We start from the raw sequence: 21,059 nt of genomic DNA, 5'->3' as shown, positions 1-21,059 counted from the left end.
GAAGATGCGTGATCTGATCCTTCAACTCAGCAAAAGTTCGATTTATTCAACAAAGCCCTAGCGTGATGCAGATGCTTATTAACTGAACAATCAGCCAGGCCAGCGGGCCAAGCAGCCATCCGCCGATACGTTCCGCAGAATTATCCGACATTGTGTCTCCTGAAAATCAGCGCCAGTGAAGAGGAAAAAATACAGGCCGAGGAGTATAAGCAACTGGCGCTCTGGAAAAAACTACTATTGCACAAATCGCCAAACGGATTTTGGCACCTGACCGACATCGAACAGCCGCCCGCCGGAAACCAGCTCCGCGCGACGATGGTCGGCAGCGCGATACATATTGATGATTTCTTCGGTGTTGGTCAGCGAATAGTTCAGGTGATCGTAGAGTTTTTCAAGATTGTCCAGCGAACTGACTTTGCGGAATTTTAATAAATAATCCAGAACGGTCATTTAAGGGTATCCATTTTATAATGTTAGGGCTCACCGTACAGCGTGTTTCAGTCCGTGAGAAAGAACTGAATGACGAAGCGGATAAAGGGCTGTGCAGCCAATAGGTGTATCGACATCCGTTTTTATAGAGAGTTCAGCGCATACGACTAAACCTCAGCAGGACGGCCTGGATTATTTGGCTTATAGGCGGGAATTACAATAACAGAAAATGTGCTTATTGATTTCGATACAAAAAATGTGATTTTTTAGGCTGTCAGGGCGTTTAGGCCGCCCTGACAAAGTCAAATTAACGATTCTCACCGCGACTGGCAATCACGTCTTTATACCAGAAGAAGCTTTTTTTACGCTTACGCATCAGATTTTGCTTATGGTCGACATAAACAAAACCGTACTGTTTTTTGTAACCGTTAAGCCAGCTCAGCAGGTCGATAAACGACCATGGATAATAACCGCGGACGTCAGCACCAAGTGCCATGGCTTTTTCCAGCGCATCAATATGAACGCGTAAGAAATCGATGCGCGGGGTATCCACCACTTCACCATCAACGATAGGGTCGACGGCGCCCAGACCGTTCTCGGTAATATAGATAGGAATATCACCGTAACGTTCTTTGATCATCATAATGCCGTCGGTTAACCCTTGCGGCCAGATCTCCCAGCCCCATTCGGTGTAGACGCTTTCTGGGTTGCGGACGAAGTAGAACAGCCCCTCAACGCCTTGTTCACCGCTGACTTTTTCTTTCGGCGGTGTCGCGGAAACGGTTTCACGACGATAGTAGTTCAGCCCGATGAAATCGCAGCGGTTTTTACGCAGCAGTTCATCGTCTCCCGGCGCAAAACGCGGTACACCCCACAGCGCCTGAGATCGCGCCAGCAGTTCATCCGGGTAGCGACCTTTGAGCACCGGATCGTAGAACCAGTGGGTATGAATAGCGTCCGCCAGATCGGTAGCGGCTTTGTCTTCCGGGCTATTGGTCAACGCGGAGTGCGGTTGCAGCACGTTAACGAAACCAATTTCACCGTTGATTTGCATCCCGCGGAATGCTTTAACCGCCATGGCATGGGCAATAAAGACGTGGTGACAGGCCTGAATAGCGCGTGCTGGGTTACGCACGGAAGGGGGATGGCTACCGGTAATGTAACCGTGACCAATAAAGACGATGGTTTCGTTAAAGGTAGCCCATTTCTTCACGCGGGAACCAAAACGGGCATAGCACAGGCGTGCATACTCTTCGAAAGCTTCCGCCGTGGAGCGGGCTTCCCAGCCGCCTTCGTCCTGAAGCGACTGTGGGAGATCCCAATGATAGAGGGTAATCATGGGTTCAATATTATGTGCTAACAGGTCATCAATCAGATCGCTGTAAAACTTCACCCCAGCTTCGTTGATCTCGCCACGGCCGTTCGGCAGCAGGCGGGGCCATGAGATGGAGAAGCGGTAGCTTTGCAGCCCCATTTCCGCCATTAACTGGACGTCTTCTTTTACGCGATGGTAGTGATCGACGGCAACGTCGCCGTTTGTACCCTGATAGGTTGTCCCTGGCTGGTGGGAGAAAATATCCCAGATAGACGGGCCTTTACCGTCTTCATTATGTGCACCTTCAACCTGGTACGCTGCCGTGGCAGCTCCCCAGAGAAAATTTGGGGGAAAAGCAGACATATAACACTCCTTACCTGTGTGATAACACGAGTGTAAGGAGTGCTTTTAAACGGAGCAACCGGTTTCTGAAACCGGTTCCATTGATGAGATCTGAATCACTCTTTTACGATGACGGCGGGACATTTTTTTGCAGCGTTGCGGTAGCAGGTTCCGGCGGCTGGTAGTTGTCGATGTGATGCGCCACAAACAGAAGCAGAACGGAAAAACCCAGAATAATCCAACCAATTAATTCAACAATACGCGTCATTACAGAAGTCATGAAGTTTTACTTACAGTCCATTGATAAAAGAGAGCCAGGGCAAGATCTTAGCGTGCTTGCGTCACAACGCAAGTTTTCAGCCGAATCGTTTCGACAGATGGTGGTTATTTCACCAATTGGCGGGGTGATGGGTCATAATGTTATTAAACTGTTGTATGAAATCTTCAGATGAGTTCAAATAAAGAAATCGATTACAAAATCAGTTCAAAGCACACCAAATAGAGAAGTGAGGCGACACATGAGTGACCAAATCCGTGTTGGATTAGTGGGTTATGGCTATGCCAGTAAGACATTTCACGCGCCGCTCATCAGCGGCACGCCGGGTATGGCGCTTGCCGTCGTCTCCAGCAGCGATGCCAGCAAGGTTCATGCCGACTGGCCTGCTGTGCAGGTAGTCTCCGACCCTACTGCGCTGTTTACCAACCCAGATATCGATCTGATTGTTATCCCGACGCCAAACGATACCCATTTCCCGTTAGCGAAAGCGGCGCTGGAAGCGGGCAAAAACGTGGTGGTGGATAAACCGTTTACCGTGACACTGTCACAGGCGCGTGAGCTGGATACGCTTGCTAAACAGCAGGGCAAACTGCTGTCGGTGTTCCATAACCGCCGCTGGGATAGCGACTTCCTGACGGTGAAAGCGTTGATTAATGAAGGCAAGCTGGGCGATATCGCTCACTTTGAATCACATTTTGACCGCTATCGTCCGCAGGTACGCGCCCGTTGGCGCGAGCAGGCCGGGCTGGGCAGCGGCATCTGGTATGATTTAGGCCCGCATCTGCTGGATCAGGCCGTTACGCTGTTTGGTTTACCGCAGAGCTTGTATGTCGATCTTGGCCAGCTGCGCCCCGGCGCGCAGTCAACGGACTACTTCCACGCGGTGTTAACCTATCCGCAGCGTCGCGTCGTACTGCACGGCACGCTGCTGGCGGCGGCGGAAACGGCGCGTTATATCATCCACGGTTCCGAGGCAAGCTATGTGAAGTTTGGCCTCGACCCGCAGGAAGATCGCCTGAAAAGCGGGGAACGCCTACCGCAGGCCGACTGGGGCTACGATATGCGCGATGGCGTGTTAACGACGGTGGACGGTGAAACGCGGGTGGAAACGACGCTGTTGACGCAGCCGGGTAACTATCCTGCGTACTACGCGGCAATTCGTGATGCGTTGAACGGCATCGGTGAGAATCCGGTACCGGCCGGTCAGGCGATCCAGATTATGGAACTGATTGAACTGGGGATGGAATCAGCGAAACACCGTGCGGCGCTGACTTTAGTTTAATCGTCAGGATATTGAACAATCCCGGCAGGCGTACCTGCCGGGATTTTTTTATGCCTGTTTAACGCGGGCGGAAAGCGCCTGTTTTTCGGCAGCGGAAAGGAACGCCATTTCCAGACCATTGATCTGCGCCTGGCGAATCTGTGCCGGGCTTAAGCCTGCCGCCGGGGCGGCAGTGTGATACTCGTGCTGAATATCAATGCCCTGAACCGCTGGGTCATCAGTGTTGATGCTTGCCAGCACGCCGTGTTCAAGGAACGTTTTCAGCGGATGCTGTGCCAGCGATGGCACGGTGCTGGTCTGGATGTTAGAGGTCAGGCAGGATTCAATGCCGATACGTTTTTCCGCGAGGAAATCCATCAGCGCCGGATCCTGAATGGCCTTTACGCCGTGACCAATACGCTCAGCGCCAAGGTCGCGAATGGCTTGCCAGATGCTTTCCGGGCCTGCGGCTTCGCCCGCGTGAACGGTGATGCGCCAGCCCGCATCGCGCGCACGGGTAAAGTGGTTCAGGAACAGATGTCCCGGGAAGCCCAGTTCATCACCGGCCAGGTCAAGCGCGGTAATACCGTCACGGTGCGCCAGTAGGGCATTGAGTTCTTCTTCGCAGGCCGCTTCGCCGAAGGTGCGACTCATAATGCCGATAAGACGCGCTTCAACGTTAAAGGTTTTGCAGCCTTCTTTTACGCCCGCGATGACGGCTTCAACCACGCCGTCAACCGGTAACTGGTGAGTCATTGCCATATAGCGTGGAGAAAAACGCAGTTCAACGTAGTGCAGGCCGTGGCGGGCTGCATCTTCAATGTTCTCATAGGCTACGCGGCGTACGGCGTCCAGAGAAGCCAGAACCTTCACGCCCCAGTCAAGCTTGCTCAGGAAGCTCACCAGATCGGGTTCATTGCTGGTCACCTGCACGTGGGGCAGCAGGGTTTCAAGCGTAGTAGCAGGGAGCGCGAGATTGTACTGGCGGCCAAGATCGAGGATGGTCTGGGCACGGATATTACCGTCAAGGTGGCGGTGGACATCGGTTAAAGGCAGGTTGGTATCAATCATGATCGCACTCATTTTTTAGTTAAAGTGCAAACCATTATACAACATGCCGGTAACCAGTTAAAAGTGTTGAAAAATAGATGCTTTTACAATCGCTTGGGGGGGTGTGGGGTTATTTTCAGCATTTTTTCGTGTAGTGCAGCGATTGCGTCCTGTCGTGCGGTATACCCAGAAGGACCTGTTTTAAAATTAAAGCCAAAAGGTGGCAGCCAAAAATAGTAGGAATAATCTTAATATGTTGTTGTTTTTATCCTGATCTGAATAATGTGTATGATAACCCATAAAGGCAACGTTTTATGAAAATTCACGCTATTACCATTATTGCGCTGCTTTTCTTTCCTTCTCTTTCATATTCTGAACAGCAGGAACGGGAATACAACACCTGGTACTTAAGAAATGCCATTCTTTATGACATGACGCAGACCTCAGATGGGTTTCCCGTCATGCTGAGTATCGCCCAACCAGGTCGAATCGGGGCCAATATGGTGGTGTCTTACCTGGCAGAGGGGCCGTGCGCAAGTGGCTCTAAAACGTTCAATGTCAATGGTAAAGATATTCCAGCCAAATACAGCTGCGTGCCGGTAGGCAAGGACCGGATCGAACATTTTGCCCTTAACGACTCACAGCAAATCAATGAGATGGTGAGCCACCTCGAATCTGATTTCACCTTGTTGTTGCAGAATAACATCAAGGTATGGGCGGCCAATATCAAATCACCGAAGTATGGGATGGCGCCGAGGTTTTGATATTCAGCCGCGAGGCGTACTTAAACCGGATAATTCAGCATCGCAGGTCGTTTAAGCTGGGTGATAATCCGCTTAATCATCAACATCGCCTGAGTAAGCTTTTCCATATCCGGCCCACCAATACACAATCGAATCCCCGCCTGATCGGCGAACGGCGCCACCTCCGTTGAGGCGGGCGACGTCACTTTAATACCGGCAGCAAGCGCTGCCTCGTAAAAAGGGTGTACGTTTTCCCGAGGTAGTGGCAGCCAGAGGTGGAAGCTTGGTAGCCCCGAGTGGTACAGGTCTTCGCCCAGAATATCGAGTGCCAGGTCGTATCGCCGTGCGGTCTCTTGCTCAATGGCCAGGGTGACGGCTTCTGCCGTACCGTCCAGCAGCCACTGCTCCATAATGGCACAGCTCACCGGCGAAACCATGATAGCCGTTGTTTGGAGCATAGATTCCCCCTGCGCGTAGAGCGCCTTGGGCAGCAGAAGCCCGCCAATTCTAAGGGCTGGATTAAGGATCTTCGACAGACTATTCACATACAGGGTGATATCCGGTGCCAGACGGGTGATTTGCGGTATCGCGATATTTCGGCTGAGCCGATAAACATCATCTTCAATAATAAACAACTTCCGTTCCCGACAAACGTGCACCAGTTCATGCCGACGCGTCAGGCTCATCACCCGCGTCGAAGGGCTTTGCAGCAGCGGAGTTACATACACCGCCGCGTTGTGCTCGCCACGGGCGTCGAGCGCTGCTTCCAACGCCTTCACATCCATACCGTCATCATCCATCGGAATGCCGACCAGCGTCAGATTGAGCAGCCGTGAAAGCTGAATCAGTCCGGAATAGGTCTGCGCCTCAACGTACAGCGTACCAAACGGTTTACAGACGGTGGAGAGCGCAACCGACAGCGCGTGCTGCGCGCCGCTGGTAATAATGAGCTGTTCGGCATCGGCCTCAACGCCAAGCTGGGTGAACCAGCGCGCCAGCAGTCGGCGGTGCTCATCATGACCGGCCGGCGGGGCATAAAAGTTAAACATATCCATATCCGGCCGACGTGCAATGGCGGTGAGCGTTGCGCCGAGCGAACGCGCCGTCAGGGCGGCAGGCGGCGTATTCTGCGAAAGATCGATAACCTCTGCGCTACGTGCGTTTGTCAGCGCGACAAACATTCCGCTGCCCTTAACGCTGCGGACCAGACCACGTTTTTCGAGTATCCCATAGGCTTTTGTCACCGTGCCGAGGCCAATACTCAGGGTATCCGCGAGATCCCGATGCGCCGGTAAGCGTGCGCCGTAGGGCAGTAAACCGGAAAGAATATCTTCCGATAAAGCCTGTACCAGCCGTTCGGTGGGGGACGTTGTCTGTTCGGCAAGCCGTGGCTGCCAGGGGGAGCGTTTGCGCATCTGATTACCTAAGTGTAATGTGACACTATATATGTTTACTAATAGTGTCACGCATTCTATGCTAATGCCAGCTAAAGCAGCATCCGAAACAGGCATTCAATATGAGCATAAAAGATATTTCCGTTATTGCGGACGGACCAGACACGTCTGCACAAAGTGACTCCACGAGGGCTGAATTTCGTCGTGGGATTAAAGAAGGGCTGCCGGTATTACTTGGCGTTATTCCATTTGCGCTGGTGCTTGGCGCACAGGCGAGCCATAAAGGATTAAGTCATTTTGAAGTGCCGCTAATGACCGGACTTAATTTTGCCGGTGGTTCTGAATTTGCGGCAATACAAATCTGGACCAATCCGCCGCATATTTTATTAATTATGGCCGTGACCTTTCTGGTGAATAGCCGACATATTCTGATGGGGGCGACGCTGGTGCCACTGCTGGCGCGTTTTCCGAAACGTAAGGTGCTCCCGGCGCTGTTTTTGATGACTGACGAGAGTTGGGCATTGAGCTACAGCGATGCGCAAAAGCGTGCCGGACGCGGAACGCTCAGTTTTAGTCTGCCTTATTATCTTGGCGCGTCGCTGTCGTTTTATGCCATGTGGGTGGGCTTCACTGCCCTTGGTGCACTGGCGGGGCCGGTGCTGGGTGATGTTCACCGTTATGGTTTTGATATGGCGTTCCCGGCGGTGTTTCTGGTGCTGGTCCGGGGCATGTGGTGCGGGGCGCGCAAGGCGCTGCCGTGGCTGACCAGTCTGCTGGCGGCCGTGGCGGTGTATCACTTTATACCCGGCGTTTGGTACGTTATTGCCGGGCCGCTAGCTGGGTTAGCGGTGGCCTGGCGGTGGGGGGAGAAATAATGCCGGATCAGCAAACGCTGTTTGCCATCGTATTGATGGCGGCAACCACCTATTTAACGCGCATCTCTGCGTGGCTCATTTTACGAAATCGTACACTGATGCCGGGCGCTATGGCGGTACTGCGTGCATCGCCGGGATGCGTCATGCTGGCGTTTATTGCCCCGTATTTTGCCTCAGGTAATTTTATTGATTTAATTGGCCTGGGGATCACATTTATTGCCGCTATCCGTTTTTCCATGCCAGTGACCGTTATTATTGGCGTGTTCGCTACTGCGTTGTTACGTCACTATTTTTCTCTGTAAGGATATTCGCAATGACCCAGACTTTGCGCCGCGCCCGTTTAGCAGTAATTATCATGAGTATCGTGATGATTGCTATTTTTCTATTGAGCGCGGTTTCTGTACTGATGCAAAAATAATATCGCGGTGGATAAACACTCCCCGCGTGAATGCGCGGAGAGTAGCTGCTGCTACAGTCCTAATTCGCTAAGCCCCGGATGATCGTCCGGGCGTCGGCCCTGAGGCCAGTGGAACAGACGTTCATCTTCGCGAATCGGCAGGTCGTTCAGGCAGGCAAAGCGGCGCTGCATCAGGCCATCCTCGTTAAATTCCCAGTTTTCATTGCCGTAGGAACGAAACCAGTTTCCGGAATCATCATGCCATTCATAGGCATAGCGCACGGCGATACGGTTACCGTCAAAGGCCCACAGTTCTTTGATCAGCCGATACTCCTGCTCTTTTTTCCATTTTCTCTCGAGGAAGGCCTGCGCTTCGGCACGCCCGTGGATAAACTCAGCGCGATTTCGCCACTGGGTATCGGTAGTGTAGGCCAGCGCGACTTTCACCGGATCGCGGCTGTTCCAGCCATCTTCAGCAAGGCGAACTTTTTCAATAGCACTTTCGCGAGTGAAAGGCGGCAGCGGCGGGCGACGGTTGCTCATAAAGACCTCCAGAGGGGTGATGTAGACAGATCTGTCTACTTGGTGTTAACGTATTCCCGTCTCCAGAGTTTGTCAACGGTGAAACAACGATGAGTAACGCGGTAAAAAACGGTTCAAAGGCCATCAGCGCCAGGGAAAAAATTCTCACCACGTCGCATGCGCTATTTTACCTACACGGTATTCGTGCCACCGGTATCGATAAAATTATCGAGCAGGCCGGGGTGACCAAAGTCACGTTCTATCGTCACTTTCCCAGTAAGAATCAGCTGATTCTCGCCTATCTGGACTATCGGCACACGCTGTGGATGACGTGGTTTAGCCGTACGCTACAGCAGCAAAGTGACGCCGGGCAGGCGCCTGCTTCGGCGCTGGTCGCCACGATGCGGCAGTGGTGGGAGCAGCCTGACTTTCGCGGCTGTGCTTTTCTGAATGCGACGGCGGAGATCGGCGATGCGCTGCCCGAGGTTGAGCAGTTGACCCGTGAACATAAAGCTGCCGTTGCCGCCGAACTGGCAGGGCGCTGGCCGGACGTTGAGACGGCGGCGGTTGTGGTGGCGCTGGATGGCGCGATTATGCACGCACAGATGGGGCTACCCGTTGAGGTGGTGTCGACGCAACTGTGGCAAATCCTGAACGCGCTACTGCCAGCGGTTAATAGGTCAGCGTAATCACCACCGTATCCGAATAAACCCCTGCCGAAGGCCACTTCTGCGCGGGTACATTGCCGTAGACCACCAGATTCTGTGGCTGACCGTCGCTGGAGTACTGTTTCTCTGGGTTGTCCGGCGACCATTCGACGGTATGCATTGCATCCTGATATAGGCCATAGCTGATGCACTCGCCGTCGTGGCAAAGCTGCCGAGCGTTACCGTCCGTGTGCAGGCCGCGGCCGATGTCTACGGCATAAGTCGTGCCCGTCGGGCACTGAATGCTGATATCGGCGGTTGAGTTTGCCCGCAATGTGTCCGCTTCGGCAGGTGATTTACTACCAAACTCCATGCTATCGACGCTGACGATTTCGCAGCCATTTTTCACCGTGGCGGTGGCGCTGATTTGATCGGTGATGAGCGTGCCTGACTCCTCGCTGCACGAAGGCAGCGATTGCATCGACGACGCTGATGCATAGCGTATCTGAACGCCGGTGGCGTAATCGTAATAACTCCCGGCGCTGATGTTGCTCTGGCCGGGGTTGATTTTGCCGATGAGCGGAATGTCATGCTCAACGTTACCCTGGCCGGACGCCAGCGACATATCAATCTGCGCGTAGACGTCACTGTTCTGACTCAGCGGGTGTCTCAGGTCGTACAGCGAGTACAGCGAAAAATAGAGCGGTGTGGTAGACGGCTCATTCAGGCTCATCGGAATCGGGTCGTTTGCCATTAGCTTCAGGCAGGCGCGCACGTATTCCGGCTGCCCGTCGTAGTTGTTGCAGGTAAAGGTCAACCTGGTGCTGGTCGCGCTGCTAGCGCCAGGCGTAACGGTACCAAAACTCAGCCCCGGCGGGCTACCGTTCCAGCAGTTTGCCGCATGCGCGGCGGGATTAAAGGTGAACATCAACAGCATAAACAGGCCGATGAATCCTATTGAGCGAGTGACTGACATAGCGCGTTGATTGTCTCCACGGAATGGGTAGGGTGAAGCCGCTGAGGCAGCATCACCTGACAGGATGAAGCGGCCCATTTAACCTCTACATGGCCGCCGGTCGGGGGATCTTCCAGATAAATCTTTCCTTCATAGCCCGCAATAGTGTGTTGTGTGCCGTGTGCGGGGGCTTCACCGGCTGCGGTCAGTACGTTAACCTGCGCCGAAAACGGCACCGCTTTTCCATCGATCGTTTTCACCGTCATCAGCAGCGCCTGGGTTTTGTAGATAGTGAACTTAGCCAGCGCGCCGCTGGCGGCTTTCGGGATCAACACTTCGCCGGTATAGGGCGCACGATAGGCTTCATCGAGCTGCAGCACATCGATATCCAACCGGTTTTCCTGATACGCATTGAGGTTGTTGAGAAATAGCATACCGTTCTTATCGGTATGGCCAACGGGCCGATGTTCCAGATAAACCGGTACGTCAGGCACGTTTGAAGTATCGACAATGGCGAACGCGCTGCCCAACATACGGGTGGCGTACAGATGGCCCATAAACAGCCCCAATGCTCCAGACATTGAACCGTAGTAATCGCTGTTATTGTCCTGGCGGTTAAGACCCAGCGCCATATCACTCCAGTGGTTACGGTGCTGAACGGTCGCGTGCAGAGCGGCGTTATCACCGCTTTGAGCCGACATATTCCACCCCCAGCCGGGTTTATTGGCATCAAGAGAGTGGGACAGACTGGCCTGTATTGCATTGCCGGCGTTATCGTGGCTGTCCTGCAGCGAAAGGTAATCTTTATTCTGATTCAACGGCATACTGAAGTTCAGATACACCGTCGTATTGCGATCATCGCCAAGTTCCCTGGTGAGACTGGTGGCTAAGGTTATCTGGTGGGTAAAGCTTCTTGACCAGGAGAGACCAACGTACTGCGATGAGGCGTCCGGGTAAGTTTGATTTACCCAGCTTATGCCGAAGGTACCGACCGCATCCACGGTAACGCTGGTAAATGCCGAATCCTCCCGCGTGGTCAGGGTATTGTCCGCCAGGGATGAAACATCCCGATAGCCCCGGCTCGCCTGCGAATGATTCAACGCCACGTTAAAACGGCGATTGTTCCACTGCCAGCCCGATCCCCACTGCGTCCCGCTCTCTTGTCCATAGCGGCTGTTCGACGCGTTGGCGTGAAGCACCCCAAGCGTAGGCGATAGCAGGTAATCCCAGCCCGCCCCCTGATTGTGCAGGCTGGCGCTTTGCTCGGTATGCAGCCCGAGGGTGGATTTGTTGCTGACCCCGTAGCGCCAGTCTCCGACGCCGACAAACTCGCTGTCATAGCTAAACGACGTGTAGGTGTAATCCTTTCGTACCCAGCCTGCGCTAATGCCCCAGGTATTTAGCCCGTCCGACAGTAGCTGCGTGGCGCCGTAGAGATCCAGATTGACTACCCGCTGTTGGCCGTTAATATCGGTAATCACTACCTGCGCGCCTTCATTACCGGTGAAAATAGGCGCGGTATTAAGCGTAAACTGCCCCGGGTCCACCCGCTGTGAGGAGGTCTTCACCCCGCGAACGTAGAGGTCAACGGTTGATGGCAGGGTGACGCTATCGGTCAGAATATCCTGCGATGAGGTGCTGAAGTTTGGCTGTGTCGAATAGTTATGGGCGATATTGATACCGCCAAAACGCACGCTGTTGTTCCAGCTTTGGCTACTGGTAAAGCTGTCGCCAAGCGTCATGGAGAACAATTTGTCGACGTTTTGGTAGACCCAACTGCTCATCAGGCGATGGGTACCGCGCTCACTGTCAGCGGCGTTAGTGGAGTTCTGGCTATTAAACGAGGTGCTAAAAAAACCGGGCCCCAGGCCGAAGGTGCGCAACTCGCTGAACAGTGAAGCCTCCTGCTCGCCGTTTTCGTGACGGGTGAACGCATTGTAGTTCAGCGCCAACCCGCGTACTTCCGGCGAGAGCTGAGAGGTGTGAATCAGATGGGAACCATTGCGGTTGGCCAGACGGCTATCGCGCCCTAACCACGCTTTGCTGGCGACGATGTTGATATTCTGACTCAGGTTATCGAACGTGACGTCCAGGCCGTCCTGCGCGCTTAAGTCGAAGAATCCCTGGTTCTCTGGTAACGAGGCGGTTTTGATGTCCAGTTTTTTGGCGTCATTAGCCGAGATATACAGTTTATTATCAATATTTTTGGCTTTTACAAAGCCTTTAACCGGCTGACCGTTAACGCTGACGGTCAGGTAGAGCGTTTCATCATTGGCGGCGTATGCGCAGTGACAGAGCAGAACCCAAAGAGGAATGGCGTTACGGAGTAATAGCGATGGTCTGTTCTTGCTCATTATCATTCAAATTAAGTGACAAAGATGACGCCGTATTGATTCCTTTTGGCAGGGGCCATTCCTTTTCACTGTTCGGCAGGACATAGCCGAGTAACCCTTTACTCATTGGCACGCGGCGGCTGCCGGATAACAGGGTAATGTTGCTTAATTTAATGTGCTGCGTGCCGCCGTTGCGGATTTTGAGCATTGCCGGGTGGGTGAGAGAGTCAATGGATACGCTCACGTTTTTGAGGTCCACCGGCTGGTCATGACAGTTCACAAACACCGGAATGGAGTAGCGCAGCAGAAAGCGCACGCCATCTTTTTCCGCCATGTTGCTGCTGCCGGGCAATTCGTCGACCACCAGACGGTAGGCCTGTTCGGTATCGCCGCGGGGCGGTATCGGGAGGATGATGCGGATAAGCTGCTGGCGAGCAGCAGGAATGGTGGTCATCGGCGGGCTGACCAGCAAATCCTCGGTGTCACTCAGTACATCTTTATTGTTTTGTTGATGCCAGGCGTATACGCGGATTTGCGCGCCAATAGCGGCGCTACCAACGTTTTTTACGTAGATAGCCTGCGCCGTTTCTCCGGCGCAAAAGCCGACGTTAACCGGGTAAACCTGAAGGGTGGCAGCATAGGAAGAGAGGGCAAAGAGCGAGCCCAATGTCGCGAGCAGGATGCCAGCCAGTTTACGTTTCATATGCTACTCCCCAGGTGGTGAATCAGTAGGTGACGGTCAGGGTTACGGTATCGGTGTAATCACCAGCCGGAGCCTGCGAGAGAGCGTCAGCGGTGACTTTGCCGTAGATAGGGATATTTTGTACGGTACCCGTTCCCGTCTCAGCCAGTGAAGTAGTGGAGAGTTCTTGCGATCTGGAATCATCGCCATACAGCGCGTAGGCAACCTCTTCAGATGCATCTTTGTTCTTCATCGAATAGTCATGATTAGATGCACTGCTGATGCTGTACGCAGTTCCGGTTGTACAGGTGATATTGGCATTGGTGGCAACATCAATTTCGCCTGAGTCACTGGCATGTGAGCCAAAATCCATATCGTCTACGCTGAACTTGCACGATTTCTCGACGGTTAGCTTCACATGCATATCTGCACTGGTCGTTTGATCTAATTTCACGCTGTCATCCGCAAATACTGCGGATGAAAATAAAATGCTAATCGCAGTCAGAGTTTATGCAGTGGCTTGACGGTTAATCATTTTAAAACTCACTAAATTTTCAATTATTCTGGGGGGATATTAACGAGGGCGGAGAATAGAGATTAGGAATAGTCTTAGATTGAGTAATTGTGCTATGTCTAGGAAATGTGAATGACGGGATCTAATATTAACAAATGAAGGCTAAGGCTTAAAACTTGCGCAACGCCTGACAGCATTGCGCAAGGGGAGCTAACGCAGCGTACGAATCGCCGCGATCAGTCGTTCGACGCCTTGTTCCAGCTTCACGCGCGGGCATCCGGCATTCAGACGAATAAAACCGTTGCCTTCTTCGCCGTAGGTATAGCCCGGCATAATGGCGACCTTCTGCTGTTTAATTAACACTTCCTGCAGTTTACGATCGTCAATATTCAGCGGACGTAAATCAATCCATGCCAGATAGGTTGCCTGTGGCATAGACCATTGCAGTTCCGGGAAGGCGGCGTTCAGCGTTTTCTCGATATAGCGCATATTGTCCTGCAAATATTCGCGCAGCGCATCCAGCCAGGATTCACCGTGTTCGTAAGCCGCAATATGGGCGACCAGCGCGGGAACGGAAGGGGAAGAGAGACCGTCACGGTTTTTCAGCGAGGTGAGATAGGCTTCGCGCGCGGCATCATCAACAATCATGCCGTATGCGCCGGTAAATGCCGGGATATTGAAGCTTTTCGACCCTGAAGTGAACAGCGCCCATTGGCCGCGAGCCACTTCGCTCCACGGAATATGCGTATGGCCTTGCCAGGTCATATCCATATGAATCTCATCGCTTATCACCCGCACGTTATGTTTTTCGCACAGCGCCGCCATGGTCTCAAGCTCTTCACGCGTCCAGACTTTACCCGTCGGGTTCTGTGGGCTGCACAACAACAGCACACTGTTCCGTGGTTCAGCCAGCACGGCTTCAAGTTTGTCCATATCGCAGAACCACTGACCGTCGTGCTTATCCATCGGCACGCCAACCACGCGGCGTTGATTACCTTCGATGGTTTTAAAGAACGCGTCATAGGCAGGGGTATGCACCACGATGCCGTCGCCGGGTTTTGACCACTGGCGGATCATCTCGGCTACCATATAAATGACGGAAGGGCCGTACACAAGGGTGTTGGTATCAATCACCGCATGAAAACGGTGGGCGTACCAGTGGGCGATGGCCGGCAGAAACTCATCGTTTTTCCAGCGGCTATAGCCGAACACGCCGTGGGAGAGACGTTTGCTCAGCGCATCCAGAATGCAGGGCGCGGTGGCAAAATCCATATCAGAAATGGTAAACGGCAGCAGGTCGGCGTCGCCAAAGCGGTCGGCAACATAGTCCCATTGGGTGCACCAGGTGCCGTGTCGGTCAATCACCGTTGAAAAATCAAACATGTGGAGATCCTAACGAAGGGAAGATTGGGCTATTTTGCCCCTGTTACGCACAGGGGCAAAGGGCTTTACGCTTGAACGGAGTTCATCAGTACCGACATTTCGTCTTTCACCGACTGTACCTGCGGGCCAATGACCACCTGCAGGTTGTGCTGGTTAAGTTTCACCACGCCAATGGCACGGTTGGCTTTCAGCGTATCAACGTCCACCTTGTCCATGTCGTTTACCGACAGGCGCAGGCGGGTGATGCAGTTGTCGAGCGAGACGATATTTTCAGCACCGCCCAGCGCCTGCAGGATAACCGGCACGTTGTAGCCGGATTTCCCGGTTGCGCCGCTGGTGGTGTGCTCTGCTGCCGGCGCGGTATCCACATCGCGACCCGGCGTTTTGATGTTAAAGCGCACGATAGCGAAGCGGAAAATCGCATAGTAAACCGCGAACCAGATGGCTGCGACGACCGGCACCAGGTACCATTTGGTTGACAGACCGTGCAGAATGCCGAAGACCACGAAGTCGATGATATTGCCGTCGGTGTTACCGATGGTCACGCCTAGCACCGCCATGATGGTGAAGCCCAGACCGGTCAGCAGCGCGTGGATAACGTACAGCACCGGTGCAACGAACAGGAACAGGAACTCCAGTGGTTCAGTGGTGCCACCCACGACGCAGGCGATGACGCCGGAAATCAGCAGACCTTTAATTTTATGACGGTTTTCCGGGCGAGCGCAGTGGTACATCGCCAGAGCCGCACCTGGCAGGCCGCCGAGGAACGCTGGCATTTTACCCTGAGACAGGAAACGGGTAGCGCTTTCGGAGAAGCCGTGGGTGGTCGGGCAGCTCAGCTGCGCCTGGAAGATAGTCAGCGCGCCGCTCACGTCGTGGCCGCAGACATCCATGGTGCCGCCCGCTTCGGTAAAGCGGATCAGCGCCACCAGAATGTGGTGCAAGCCGAACGGCAGCAGCAGGCGTTCACCGGTACCGAAGATCATCGGACCAAAATCACCGGCGCTGTTGATCACATGACCCAGCGCGTTGATGCCCATGGCAAATACCGGCCATACCAGCGGGATCACCAGACCTACCAGACCCAGCACGATGGTGGTGATAATCGGCACAAAACGGGTGCCGCCGAAGAAGGCCAGCGCATCCGGCAGACGGATAGTGTGGAAGCGCTCGTGCAGCATCCAGACGATAATCCCGCAGATAACCGCGCCGAGAATACCGGTGTCGATGGATTGAATACCGATAATGTTCTGAATGTTATTCGCTTTCAGAATTGCTGCGTCGGTGGTTGGCAGGATGCCTTTAGCGGTCAGCCAGAAGTTTACCGCCAGGTTCATCACCGCATAGCCGACGAAACCCGCGAAAGCGGCGACGCCTTTGTTATCACGCGCCAGCCCCAGTGGAATGGCGATACAGAACATCACCGGCAGGAAGCTAAAGGCGAAGGAGCCAACTTTGCTCATCCAGATAAAAACGGCCTGCAGGAACGGCGTATCAAGCCACGGCAGCAGCGTGGTGACGTCATGGCTACTTAACGAGCTGCCGATCCCAAGCATGATCCCGCAGAAGGAAAGCAGGGCAACCGGCAGCATAAAGGTTTTGCCAAGCTGCTGGAAAAACTCCCAGAGGGTGACTTTTGGTGCGGTATTCGCCGTCATGAAACGACTCCTTAATCCTGAAAAAAGGGTTTCTAACAATCACGGGACAGGAAGATAAAACGTTTTACCATTTTTTAGTGAGAAACAAATCACAAAAGCAAGTGATAATAAGGTTTATAAAGTGAGTCTGTTGATAAATCGTTTTATCTCTTGAGCAAAAGGAGCCTCGCTGGAACCATGGCGATTGCAAAAAAAGTCACCATTAACGATGTTGCACTGGCGGCGGGCGTATCCGTCAGTACCGTTTCGCTGGTTCTCAGCGGTAAAGGGCGAATATCTTCCGCGACGGGTGAGCGCGTCTACCAGGCGATTGACCAGTTAGGGTTTGTGCGTAACCGCCAGGCCGTCTCGCTGCGCGGGGGACAAACGGGGGTGATTGGCCTGATTGTCGGCGATCTTTCGTCACCGTTTTATGCCGAACTGACCGCGGGGATGACCGCCGCCCTCGAATCACAGGGCAAAATGGTGTTTTTGACCCAGGGCGGGAAGCGGGGCGAGCAGATGCTGCAACGTTTTGATGCGCTGGTATCGCAGGGCGTGGATGGCGTGGTGATTGCCGGTTCGGTCGATCAGGCCTCCGAGCTGCGGGCAAAAGCGTCAGAAACCGAAACGCCATTGGTGTTCGCTTCGCGCGCCAGCTACCTCGATGAGGTTGATATTATTCGCCCGGACAATATGCAGGCGGCGCAGTTGGTCACCGAGCACCTGATCCGCCGCGGTCACCAGCGTATTGCATGGCTCGGGGGACAAAGCTCATCGTTGACCCGCGCTGAGCGGGTCGGCGGCTACTGCGCCACGCTGATTAAGTATGGGCTGCCGTTTCACAGCGATTGGGTGCTGGAGTGTGAGACCAGCCAGAAGCAGGCGTCGGAGGCTATCACCGCGCTGTTGCGTCATAACCCGACGATTAGCGCCGTGCTGTGCTATAACAGCGTGATTGCGATGGGCGCGTGGTTTGGACTGATGCGGGCGGGTAAGCAGAGCGGTGAAGACAGCGTCGAAAGCTATTTTGAGCAGCGCGTGGCGCTGGCGGCATTTGCCGACGTGCCGGAAAAGGCGCTTGATGACGTGCCGCTGACCTGGGTGACAACCCCGGCACGAGAGATGGGGCAAAGCGTCGCCGAGCGAATTTTGCAGCGCATTGATACCGGGCAAGGGACGGCGAGAAACTTGATTATGCCGCCGCGGCTGGTAGCGAGGAAATAGGGCGCGGGATGTGTTCCCGGCGTTGCGTTGCTCGGCCGGGCTACTGCGTTACGGTAATAAAAAAGCGCCTGAAAAGGCGCTTTTTTGATTATGGTGCCGGGATGGTGGCGGGTTCGTCTGGCTGGGCTAAGCCCGGCATGCCGAACATGCCGACAAACTCTTCCAGCGGCATTTTCTGCCCGTTCAGCGTGACCTGACCTTCACCGTACTGCAGGCTGCTGCTAATCGCGTTGTCCTGAGTGGTGGTCAGACGGAACATCTGGCCCATCGCTGCCAGACCCTGAACCTGCTGTGCAGCAAGCTTGGTTGCATCTTCCTGCTGATAGCCTTCCAGACGCGCGACCTGAGTCATCAGCTCGGTTGCCATCTCCATTGGGATCACCAGCTTGGCATCCAGCGATTTCACGCCGCGATCGACCTGTTGCGCCAGCGTGGTAGCTTCACCGGTTGCCTGCGCAGGGTCTTTCAGCGCCAGGGAGAGGTTCAGCGAGCTTTCGCCTTTGGCGTTTTTCCAGCTCAGTGGTGACAGTGTCACTACAGGGTCGCCTTTCAGCAGAATCGGCAGGGTGTTGAACAGCGCATCAACCGCTTTTTGCTGATACAGCTCTGGGTTCTGCGCTAGATCCGGCTGTGCCATCAGCGCCTGAGTCTGCGCCTGATACTGCTGGCTGAACTGATGCATCGCCACGCCGTCAATTCCGTCAACTTTCAGCGTCAGCTGGCCGCTACCGAAATCCTGATTCTGCAGCTTGAGATTATTCAGCGTGTAGTCGAGCTGGCTGTTAATCTTTTTACCATCAGGCGTCAGGGATGATTTCCCGGCAATGGTCATACCGGTTAATTCGGCCAGATCTTTTCCTTCAACGGAGACCGCCAGGCGCTCCAGGGAGAGGGTCTGGTCACCGATGCGCTCCTCAAACGAGGTCAGCTTGCTGGAGCCGTCAGTTTTCAGGTTGTTGAAGGTGAACTGTACCTTCTGATCGTATTCGTTAACCGCGTTGACCTGGCCGCTTTTCGCTTCACCGGTCAGCGACACCAGGCTGCCCTGGCTATCCGCAGAGAGCACGAAATCGCCGCCGCTGAAGGTGACCTTCTCGGCATCTTTTTCGTAATCCAGCGGTTTGAGCGCAATGGATGATTCGGTATCGCCGTTGTAGCTGATGCGGGTGTTGATATCGAACGGCGAGGTGCCTTTAGCGATGTCGAACAGCGGTTTGGTCACCTCATTGTTGACCAGCACGGTATTTACGCTTGCCATCGCAGGGGCGAGGTTGAAGGATTTCAGCGACGCCAGCGGGATTGGCCCGTGGCTGACGGACTCATCCAGAATCACGCTCTGACCCGGTTTTAACCATGAATTTTCCGCGCCAGCCAGCGGTTTCACCACCATTTTTAGCTGGCTGCTGAAAACACCGCGCTGGTAGTCCTGATAGCTAATCTCAAGACCGGCTTCCGGCGCGCTCAGCTTCAACTGGGCGTTCGCCTGAGAGACCATTTCCGCAATATGTGATTCCAGTTGTTTGCCCGTATACCAGGCTCCGCCTGTCCAGACCACCCCTAAAGCGACGATAATACCTGCGGCTACCAGCGTTTTTTTCATAGTATTTGTCCATAAAAATGAAACCAGGCGGGAAAGCCGCCTGGTTGAGTCATAAGGCTATGCAAAAGAGTAGCAAGCCTGTCCTGAAACTTCAGTATTTACTTCAACTTATTATAAACACGCGCTAAACGGCCGCTACCGCTGACCTGAATTGGCGATTCATTCGCCGCGACGAAGGCGGACTCACCCGGTTTCAGCACCAGACGCTGGTCGTTTTTGCTCAGCACGGATTCACCGTCCACGCAGAACAGAATGGCAGCGCCATCCTGAGACAGCGTGGCTTCAGTGGCGCTAAGCGCGTGCAGGGAGAAAGCGAAATCTTCAACCGGAATCGGGAACTCCAGCGCTTCACTGTGCTGTGCTGGCTGAGTCAGCAGTTCGTTCGCCGGTTTGGCGATGAACTTGACGTTCGCCACCAGTTCCGGGATATCAATATACTTCGGCGTCAGGCCAGCGCGCAGGACGTTATCGGAGTTCGCCATCACCTCAAGCCCGGTGCCTCGCAGGTAGGCGTGCGGGGTTTCAGCGTAGAGGAACATCGCTTCGCCAGGATTAAGCTGAACGATGTTCAGCAGCAGCGGGGAGAAGAGGCCGCTGTCGTCCGGATAGAACTCTGCAATCAGGCGAATCGCATCCCAGGCTGCGCCTTGCTGGTTTTCCAGCGCCGCGCGCAGCACCTTCAGCGCATGGGCTTTCTCATCGCCCTGCATATTGAGCAGGCCAGCGAACAGGGCACTCAGGCGCTCGCTGGTCGGCTGGGCGATAAACTCACCGATAGCCGGGTTGGCGTCGGCAACCGGCTGCAGCAGTGAGGCGATTTCGGCAAACTCACGGAAGGCATTCATCGCCAGGAACGGCGTCAGCGCAAAGACCAGCTCCGGCTTGTGGTTTGGATCTTTGTAGTTACGCTCGGCAGCGTCCAGTGGGATTCCGGCGGCGTTTTCTTTTGCAAAACCGACTTCTGCTGCTTTTTTGCTCGGATGGACCTGAATAGAGAGCGGTTGTGCGGCGCAAAGTACCTTAAACAGGTAAGGTAATTCGCCAAAGCGAGTGGCAACGTTGGCCCCCAGCAGCGTGGTTTTATCGGCATCAATCACGTCGCGCAGCGACTGCACAACGCCATGGCTGTCGGTAATCTTTGAGCTGCTCTTTGGGTGTGCGCCCATCCACAGCTCTGCCATCGGCAGACCTTCAGGATTTGCCATACCGTAGAGTTCCGTTAACGCAGTTTTGCTGCCCCAGGCATAGTTTTGCACTGAGTTGATGAGTTTTTGCATTATCAAGCCCTGTTTCAATGTGGATTCTTTGGGCTGTATTAAAGCAAAAAAATGCGCTGTCGTATGCCGTAGAAATAAAAAGTCGTACTTGTCTCAGTTTTTGTTAAAAAATTGTGTACGATAGGGTAACTCGCTTTTAACCTGGGCAAATGGAAAGACTGCCCTTCATAACATCATCAAAGCAGTAAGTGAGAGCACA

At 54.0% G+C, this 21,059-nt stretch carries 20 protein-coding genes and 1 pseudogene; 6 read left to right on the top strand and 15 right to left on the bottom strand.

The genetic code is table 11. From position 1 onward, the window contains the following. Positions 1-58 precede the first annotated feature (58 nt). The 4 genes and pseudogenes from V6940_RS21670 to blr form a co-directional block, all read right to left on the bottom strand. Positions 59-151, bottom strand: a pseudogene (locus V6940_RS21670) (DUF2569 domain-containing protein); the annotation flags it as partial. A gap of 83 nt (positions 152-234) precedes the next feature. After that, entirely contained in the window at positions 235-450 is a 216-nt protein-coding gene (gene ydgT / locus V6940_RS21665; RefSeq protein ID WP_185666176.1) for a transcription modulator YdgT, read from the bottom strand. Between the two features lie 286 nt (positions 451-736). Continuing rightward, a complete protein-coding gene (locus tag V6940_RS21660; protein WP_333497279.1) occupies positions 737-2,107 on the bottom strand; it encodes a GH1 family beta-glucosidase in 1,371 nt (456 codons plus the stop codon). Positions 2,108-2,210: 103 nt separating this feature from the next. After that, complete coding sequence (gene blr / locus V6940_RS21655) at positions 2,211-2,366, bottom strand: division septum protein Blr (protein WP_185666178.1); 156 nt, start codon at positions 2,364-2,366, stop codon at positions 2,211-2,213. A gap of 238 nt (positions 2,367-2,604) precedes the next feature. Between blr and V6940_RS21650 the strand changes: the two genes are divergently transcribed. Beyond that, positions 2,605-3,645, top strand: coding sequence for an oxidoreductase (locus tag V6940_RS21650; RefSeq protein ID WP_333497278.1), 1,041 nt, complete (start codon positions 2,605-2,607; stop codon positions 3,643-3,645). A 48-nt stretch (positions 3,646-3,693) separates the two neighbouring features. Here V6940_RS21650 and add read toward each other — a convergent pair whose 3' ends face one another. Continuing rightward, on the bottom strand, positions 3,694-4,695 hold the full coding sequence (gene add / locus V6940_RS21645) for an adenosine deaminase (RefSeq protein WP_333497277.1): 1,002 nt from the start codon (positions 4,693-4,695) through the stop codon (positions 3,694-3,696). A 293-nt stretch (positions 4,696-4,988) separates the two neighbouring features. Between add and V6940_RS21640 the strand changes: the two genes are divergently transcribed. After that, positions 4,989-5,438 (top strand): hypothetical protein, encoded by a 450-nt coding sequence (locus V6940_RS21640; RefSeq protein WP_333497276.1) that lies wholly within the window; start codon positions 4,989-4,991, stop codon positions 5,436-5,438. A gap of 20 nt (positions 5,439-5,458) precedes the next feature. Here V6940_RS21640 and V6940_RS21635 read toward each other — a convergent pair whose 3' ends face one another. Continuing rightward, entirely contained in the window at positions 5,459-6,832 is a 1,374-nt protein-coding gene (locus tag V6940_RS21635; protein ID WP_333497275.1) for an aminotransferase-like domain-containing protein, read from the bottom strand. A gap of 101 nt (positions 6,833-6,933) precedes the next feature. On the opposite strand from V6940_RS21635, the gene V6940_RS21630 reads away from it, so the two are divergent. Next, positions 6,934-7,686, top strand: coding sequence for an AzlC family ABC transporter permease (locus V6940_RS21630; protein WP_333497274.1), 753 nt, complete (start codon positions 6,934-6,936; stop codon positions 7,684-7,686). Further along, positions 7,686-7,988, top strand: coding sequence for an AzlD family protein (locus V6940_RS21625; RefSeq protein WP_333497273.1), 303 nt, complete (start codon positions 7,686-7,688; stop codon positions 7,986-7,988). The genes V6940_RS21630 and V6940_RS21625 overlap by 1 nt, the downstream gene beginning before the upstream one ends. Before the next feature lie 167 nt (positions 7,989-8,155). Here the strand turns inward: V6940_RS21625 and V6940_RS21620 are convergent, their stop codons facing one another. Further along, positions 8,156-8,626 (bottom strand): nuclear transport factor 2 family protein, encoded by a 471-nt coding sequence (locus V6940_RS21620; RefSeq protein ID WP_333497272.1) that lies wholly within the window; start codon positions 8,624-8,626, stop codon positions 8,156-8,158. Between the two features lie 89 nt (positions 8,627-8,715). On the opposite strand from V6940_RS21620, the gene V6940_RS21615 reads away from it, so the two are divergent. Beyond that, on the top strand, positions 8,716-9,294 hold the full coding sequence (locus V6940_RS21615; protein ID WP_333497271.1) for a TetR/AcrR family transcriptional regulator: 579 nt from the start codon (positions 8,716-8,718) through the stop codon (positions 9,292-9,294). On the opposite strand, the gene V6940_RS21610 is transcribed toward V6940_RS21615, so the two are convergent. The 6 genes from V6940_RS21610 to malX all read right to left on the bottom strand — a co-directional run bounded on the left by V6940_RS21610 (position 9,278) and on the right by malX (position 16,777). Continuing rightward, positions 9,278-10,228 (bottom strand): spore coat protein U domain-containing protein, encoded by a 951-nt coding sequence (locus V6940_RS21610; protein WP_333497270.1) that lies wholly within the window; start codon positions 10,226-10,228, stop codon positions 9,278-9,280. The genes V6940_RS21615 and V6940_RS21610 overlap by 17 nt on opposite strands. Next, positions 10,207-12,561, bottom strand: coding sequence for a fimbria/pilus outer membrane usher protein (locus V6940_RS21605; protein WP_333497269.1), 2,355 nt, complete (start codon positions 12,559-12,561; stop codon positions 10,207-10,209). Before V6940_RS21605 ends, V6940_RS21610 begins: the two co-directional genes overlap by 22 nt. Next, on the bottom strand, positions 12,527-13,243 hold the full coding sequence (locus tag V6940_RS21600) for a fimbrial biogenesis chaperone (protein WP_333497268.1): 717 nt from the start codon (positions 13,241-13,243) through the stop codon (positions 12,527-12,529). Before V6940_RS21600 ends, V6940_RS21605 begins: the two co-directional genes overlap by 35 nt. A gap of 22 nt (positions 13,244-13,265) precedes the next feature. Next, positions 13,266-13,676: a Csu type fimbrial protein gene (locus V6940_RS21595; RefSeq protein WP_333497267.1), complete on the bottom strand. Its 411-nt coding sequence runs from the start codon at positions 13,674-13,676 to the stop codon at positions 13,266-13,268. A 270-nt stretch (positions 13,677-13,946) separates the two neighbouring features. Further along, positions 13,947-15,119, bottom strand: coding sequence for a MalY/PatB family protein (locus V6940_RS21590; RefSeq protein WP_333497266.1), 1,173 nt, complete (start codon positions 15,117-15,119; stop codon positions 13,947-13,949). Positions 15,120-15,184: 65 nt separating this feature from the next. After that, positions 15,185-16,777: a maltose/glucose-specific PTS transporter subunit IIBC gene (gene malX / locus V6940_RS21585; RefSeq protein WP_333497265.1), complete on the bottom strand. Its 1,593-nt coding sequence runs from the start codon at positions 16,775-16,777 to the stop codon at positions 15,185-15,187. 177 nt (positions 16,778-16,954) lie between these two features. On the opposite strand from malX, the gene V6940_RS21580 reads away from it, so the two are divergent. Next, positions 16,955-17,983 carry a Mal regulon transcriptional regulator MalI gene (locus V6940_RS21580; protein WP_333497264.1) on the top strand — a complete coding sequence of 343 codons (1,029 nt, stop codon included), beginning with the start codon at positions 16,955-16,957 and terminating at the stop codon, positions 17,981-17,983. An 88-nt stretch (positions 17,984-18,071) separates the two neighbouring features. On the opposite strand, the gene V6940_RS21575 is transcribed toward V6940_RS21580, so the two are convergent. Together V6940_RS21575 and manA are read right to left on the bottom strand one after the other, a co-directional pair. Next, a complete protein-coding gene (locus V6940_RS21575) occupies positions 18,072-19,583 on the bottom strand; it encodes a YdgA family protein (protein WP_333497263.1) in 1,512 nt (503 codons plus the stop codon). Between the two features lie 98 nt (positions 19,584-19,681). After that, positions 19,682-20,860: a mannose-6-phosphate isomerase gene (gene manA / locus V6940_RS21570; RefSeq protein ID WP_333497262.1), complete on the bottom strand. Its 1,179-nt coding sequence runs from the start codon at positions 20,858-20,860 to the stop codon at positions 19,682-19,684. Positions 20,861-21,059 lie beyond the last annotated feature (199 nt).

Origin of the sequence: Kluyvera sp. CHPC 1.251, assembly GCF_036759945.1 — a bacterium.
GTDB lineage: Bacteria > Pseudomonadota > Gammaproteobacteria > Enterobacterales > Enterobacteriaceae > Kluyvera > Kluyvera sichuanensis.
This window is presented reverse-complemented; position numbering and strand designations above follow the sequence as displayed.

Coding starts and splice junctions, on each gene's coding strand:
- V6940_RS21620 (WP_333497272.1), bottom strand. CDS start 8,626: ATGAGCAACCGTCGCCCGCCGCTGCCGCCTTTCACTCGCGAAAGTGCT.
- malX (WP_333497265.1), bottom strand. CDS start 16,777: ATGACGGCGAATACCGCACCAAAAGTCACCCTCTGGGAGTTTTTCCAG.
- V6940_RS21615 (WP_333497271.1), top strand. CDS start 8,716: ATGAGTAACGCGGTAAAAAACGGTTCAAAGGCCATCAGCGCCAGGGAA.
- V6940_RS21580 (WP_333497264.1), top strand. CDS start 16,955: ATGGCGATTGCAAAAAAAGTCACCATTAACGATGTTGCACTGGCGGCG.
- V6940_RS21575 (WP_333497263.1), bottom strand. CDS start 19,583: ATGAAAAAAACGCTGGTAGCCGCAGGTATTATCGTCGCTTTAGGGGTG.
- V6940_RS21635 (WP_333497275.1), bottom strand. CDS start 6,832: ATGCGCAAACGCTCCCCCTGGCAGCCACGGCTTGCCGAACAGACAACG.
- manA (WP_333497262.1), bottom strand. CDS start 20,860: ATGCAAAAACTCATCAACTCAGTGCAAAACTATGCCTGGGGCAGCAAA.
- blr (WP_185666178.1), bottom strand. CDS start 2,366: ATGACTTCTGTAATGACGCGTATTGTTGAATTAATTGGTTGGATTATT.
- V6940_RS21630 (WP_333497274.1), top strand. CDS start 6,934: ATGAGCATAAAAGATATTTCCGTTATTGCGGACGGACCAGACACGTCT.
- V6940_RS21590 (WP_333497266.1), bottom strand. CDS start 15,119: ATGTTTGATTTTTCAACGGTGATTGACCGACACGGCACCTGGTGCACC.
- V6940_RS21605 (WP_333497269.1), bottom strand. CDS start 12,561: ATGAGCAAGAACAGACCATCGCTATTACTCCGTAACGCCATTCCTCTT.
- V6940_RS21650 (WP_333497278.1), top strand. CDS start 2,605: ATGAGTGACCAAATCCGTGTTGGATTAGTGGGTTATGGCTATGCCAGT.
- ydgT (WP_185666176.1), bottom strand. CDS start 450: ATGACCGTTCTGGATTATTTATTAAAATTCCGCAAAGTCAGTTCGCTG.
- V6940_RS21660 (WP_333497279.1), bottom strand. CDS start 2,107: ATGTCTGCTTTTCCCCCAAATTTTCTCTGGGGAGCTGCCACGGCAGCG.
- V6940_RS21640 (WP_333497276.1), top strand. CDS start 4,989: ATGAAAATTCACGCTATTACCATTATTGCGCTGCTTTTCTTTCCTTCT.
- V6940_RS21610 (WP_333497270.1), bottom strand. CDS start 10,228: ATGTCAGTCACTCGCTCAATAGGATTCATCGGCCTGTTTATGCTGTTG.
- V6940_RS21625 (WP_333497273.1), top strand. CDS start 7,686: ATGCCGGATCAGCAAACGCTGTTTGCCATCGTATTGATGGCGGCAACC.
- V6940_RS21600 (WP_333497268.1), bottom strand. CDS start 13,243: ATGAAACGTAAACTGGCTGGCATCCTGCTCGCGACATTGGGCTCGCTC.
- add (WP_333497277.1), bottom strand. CDS start 4,695: ATGATTGATACCAACCTGCCTTTAACCGATGTCCACCGCCACCTTGAC.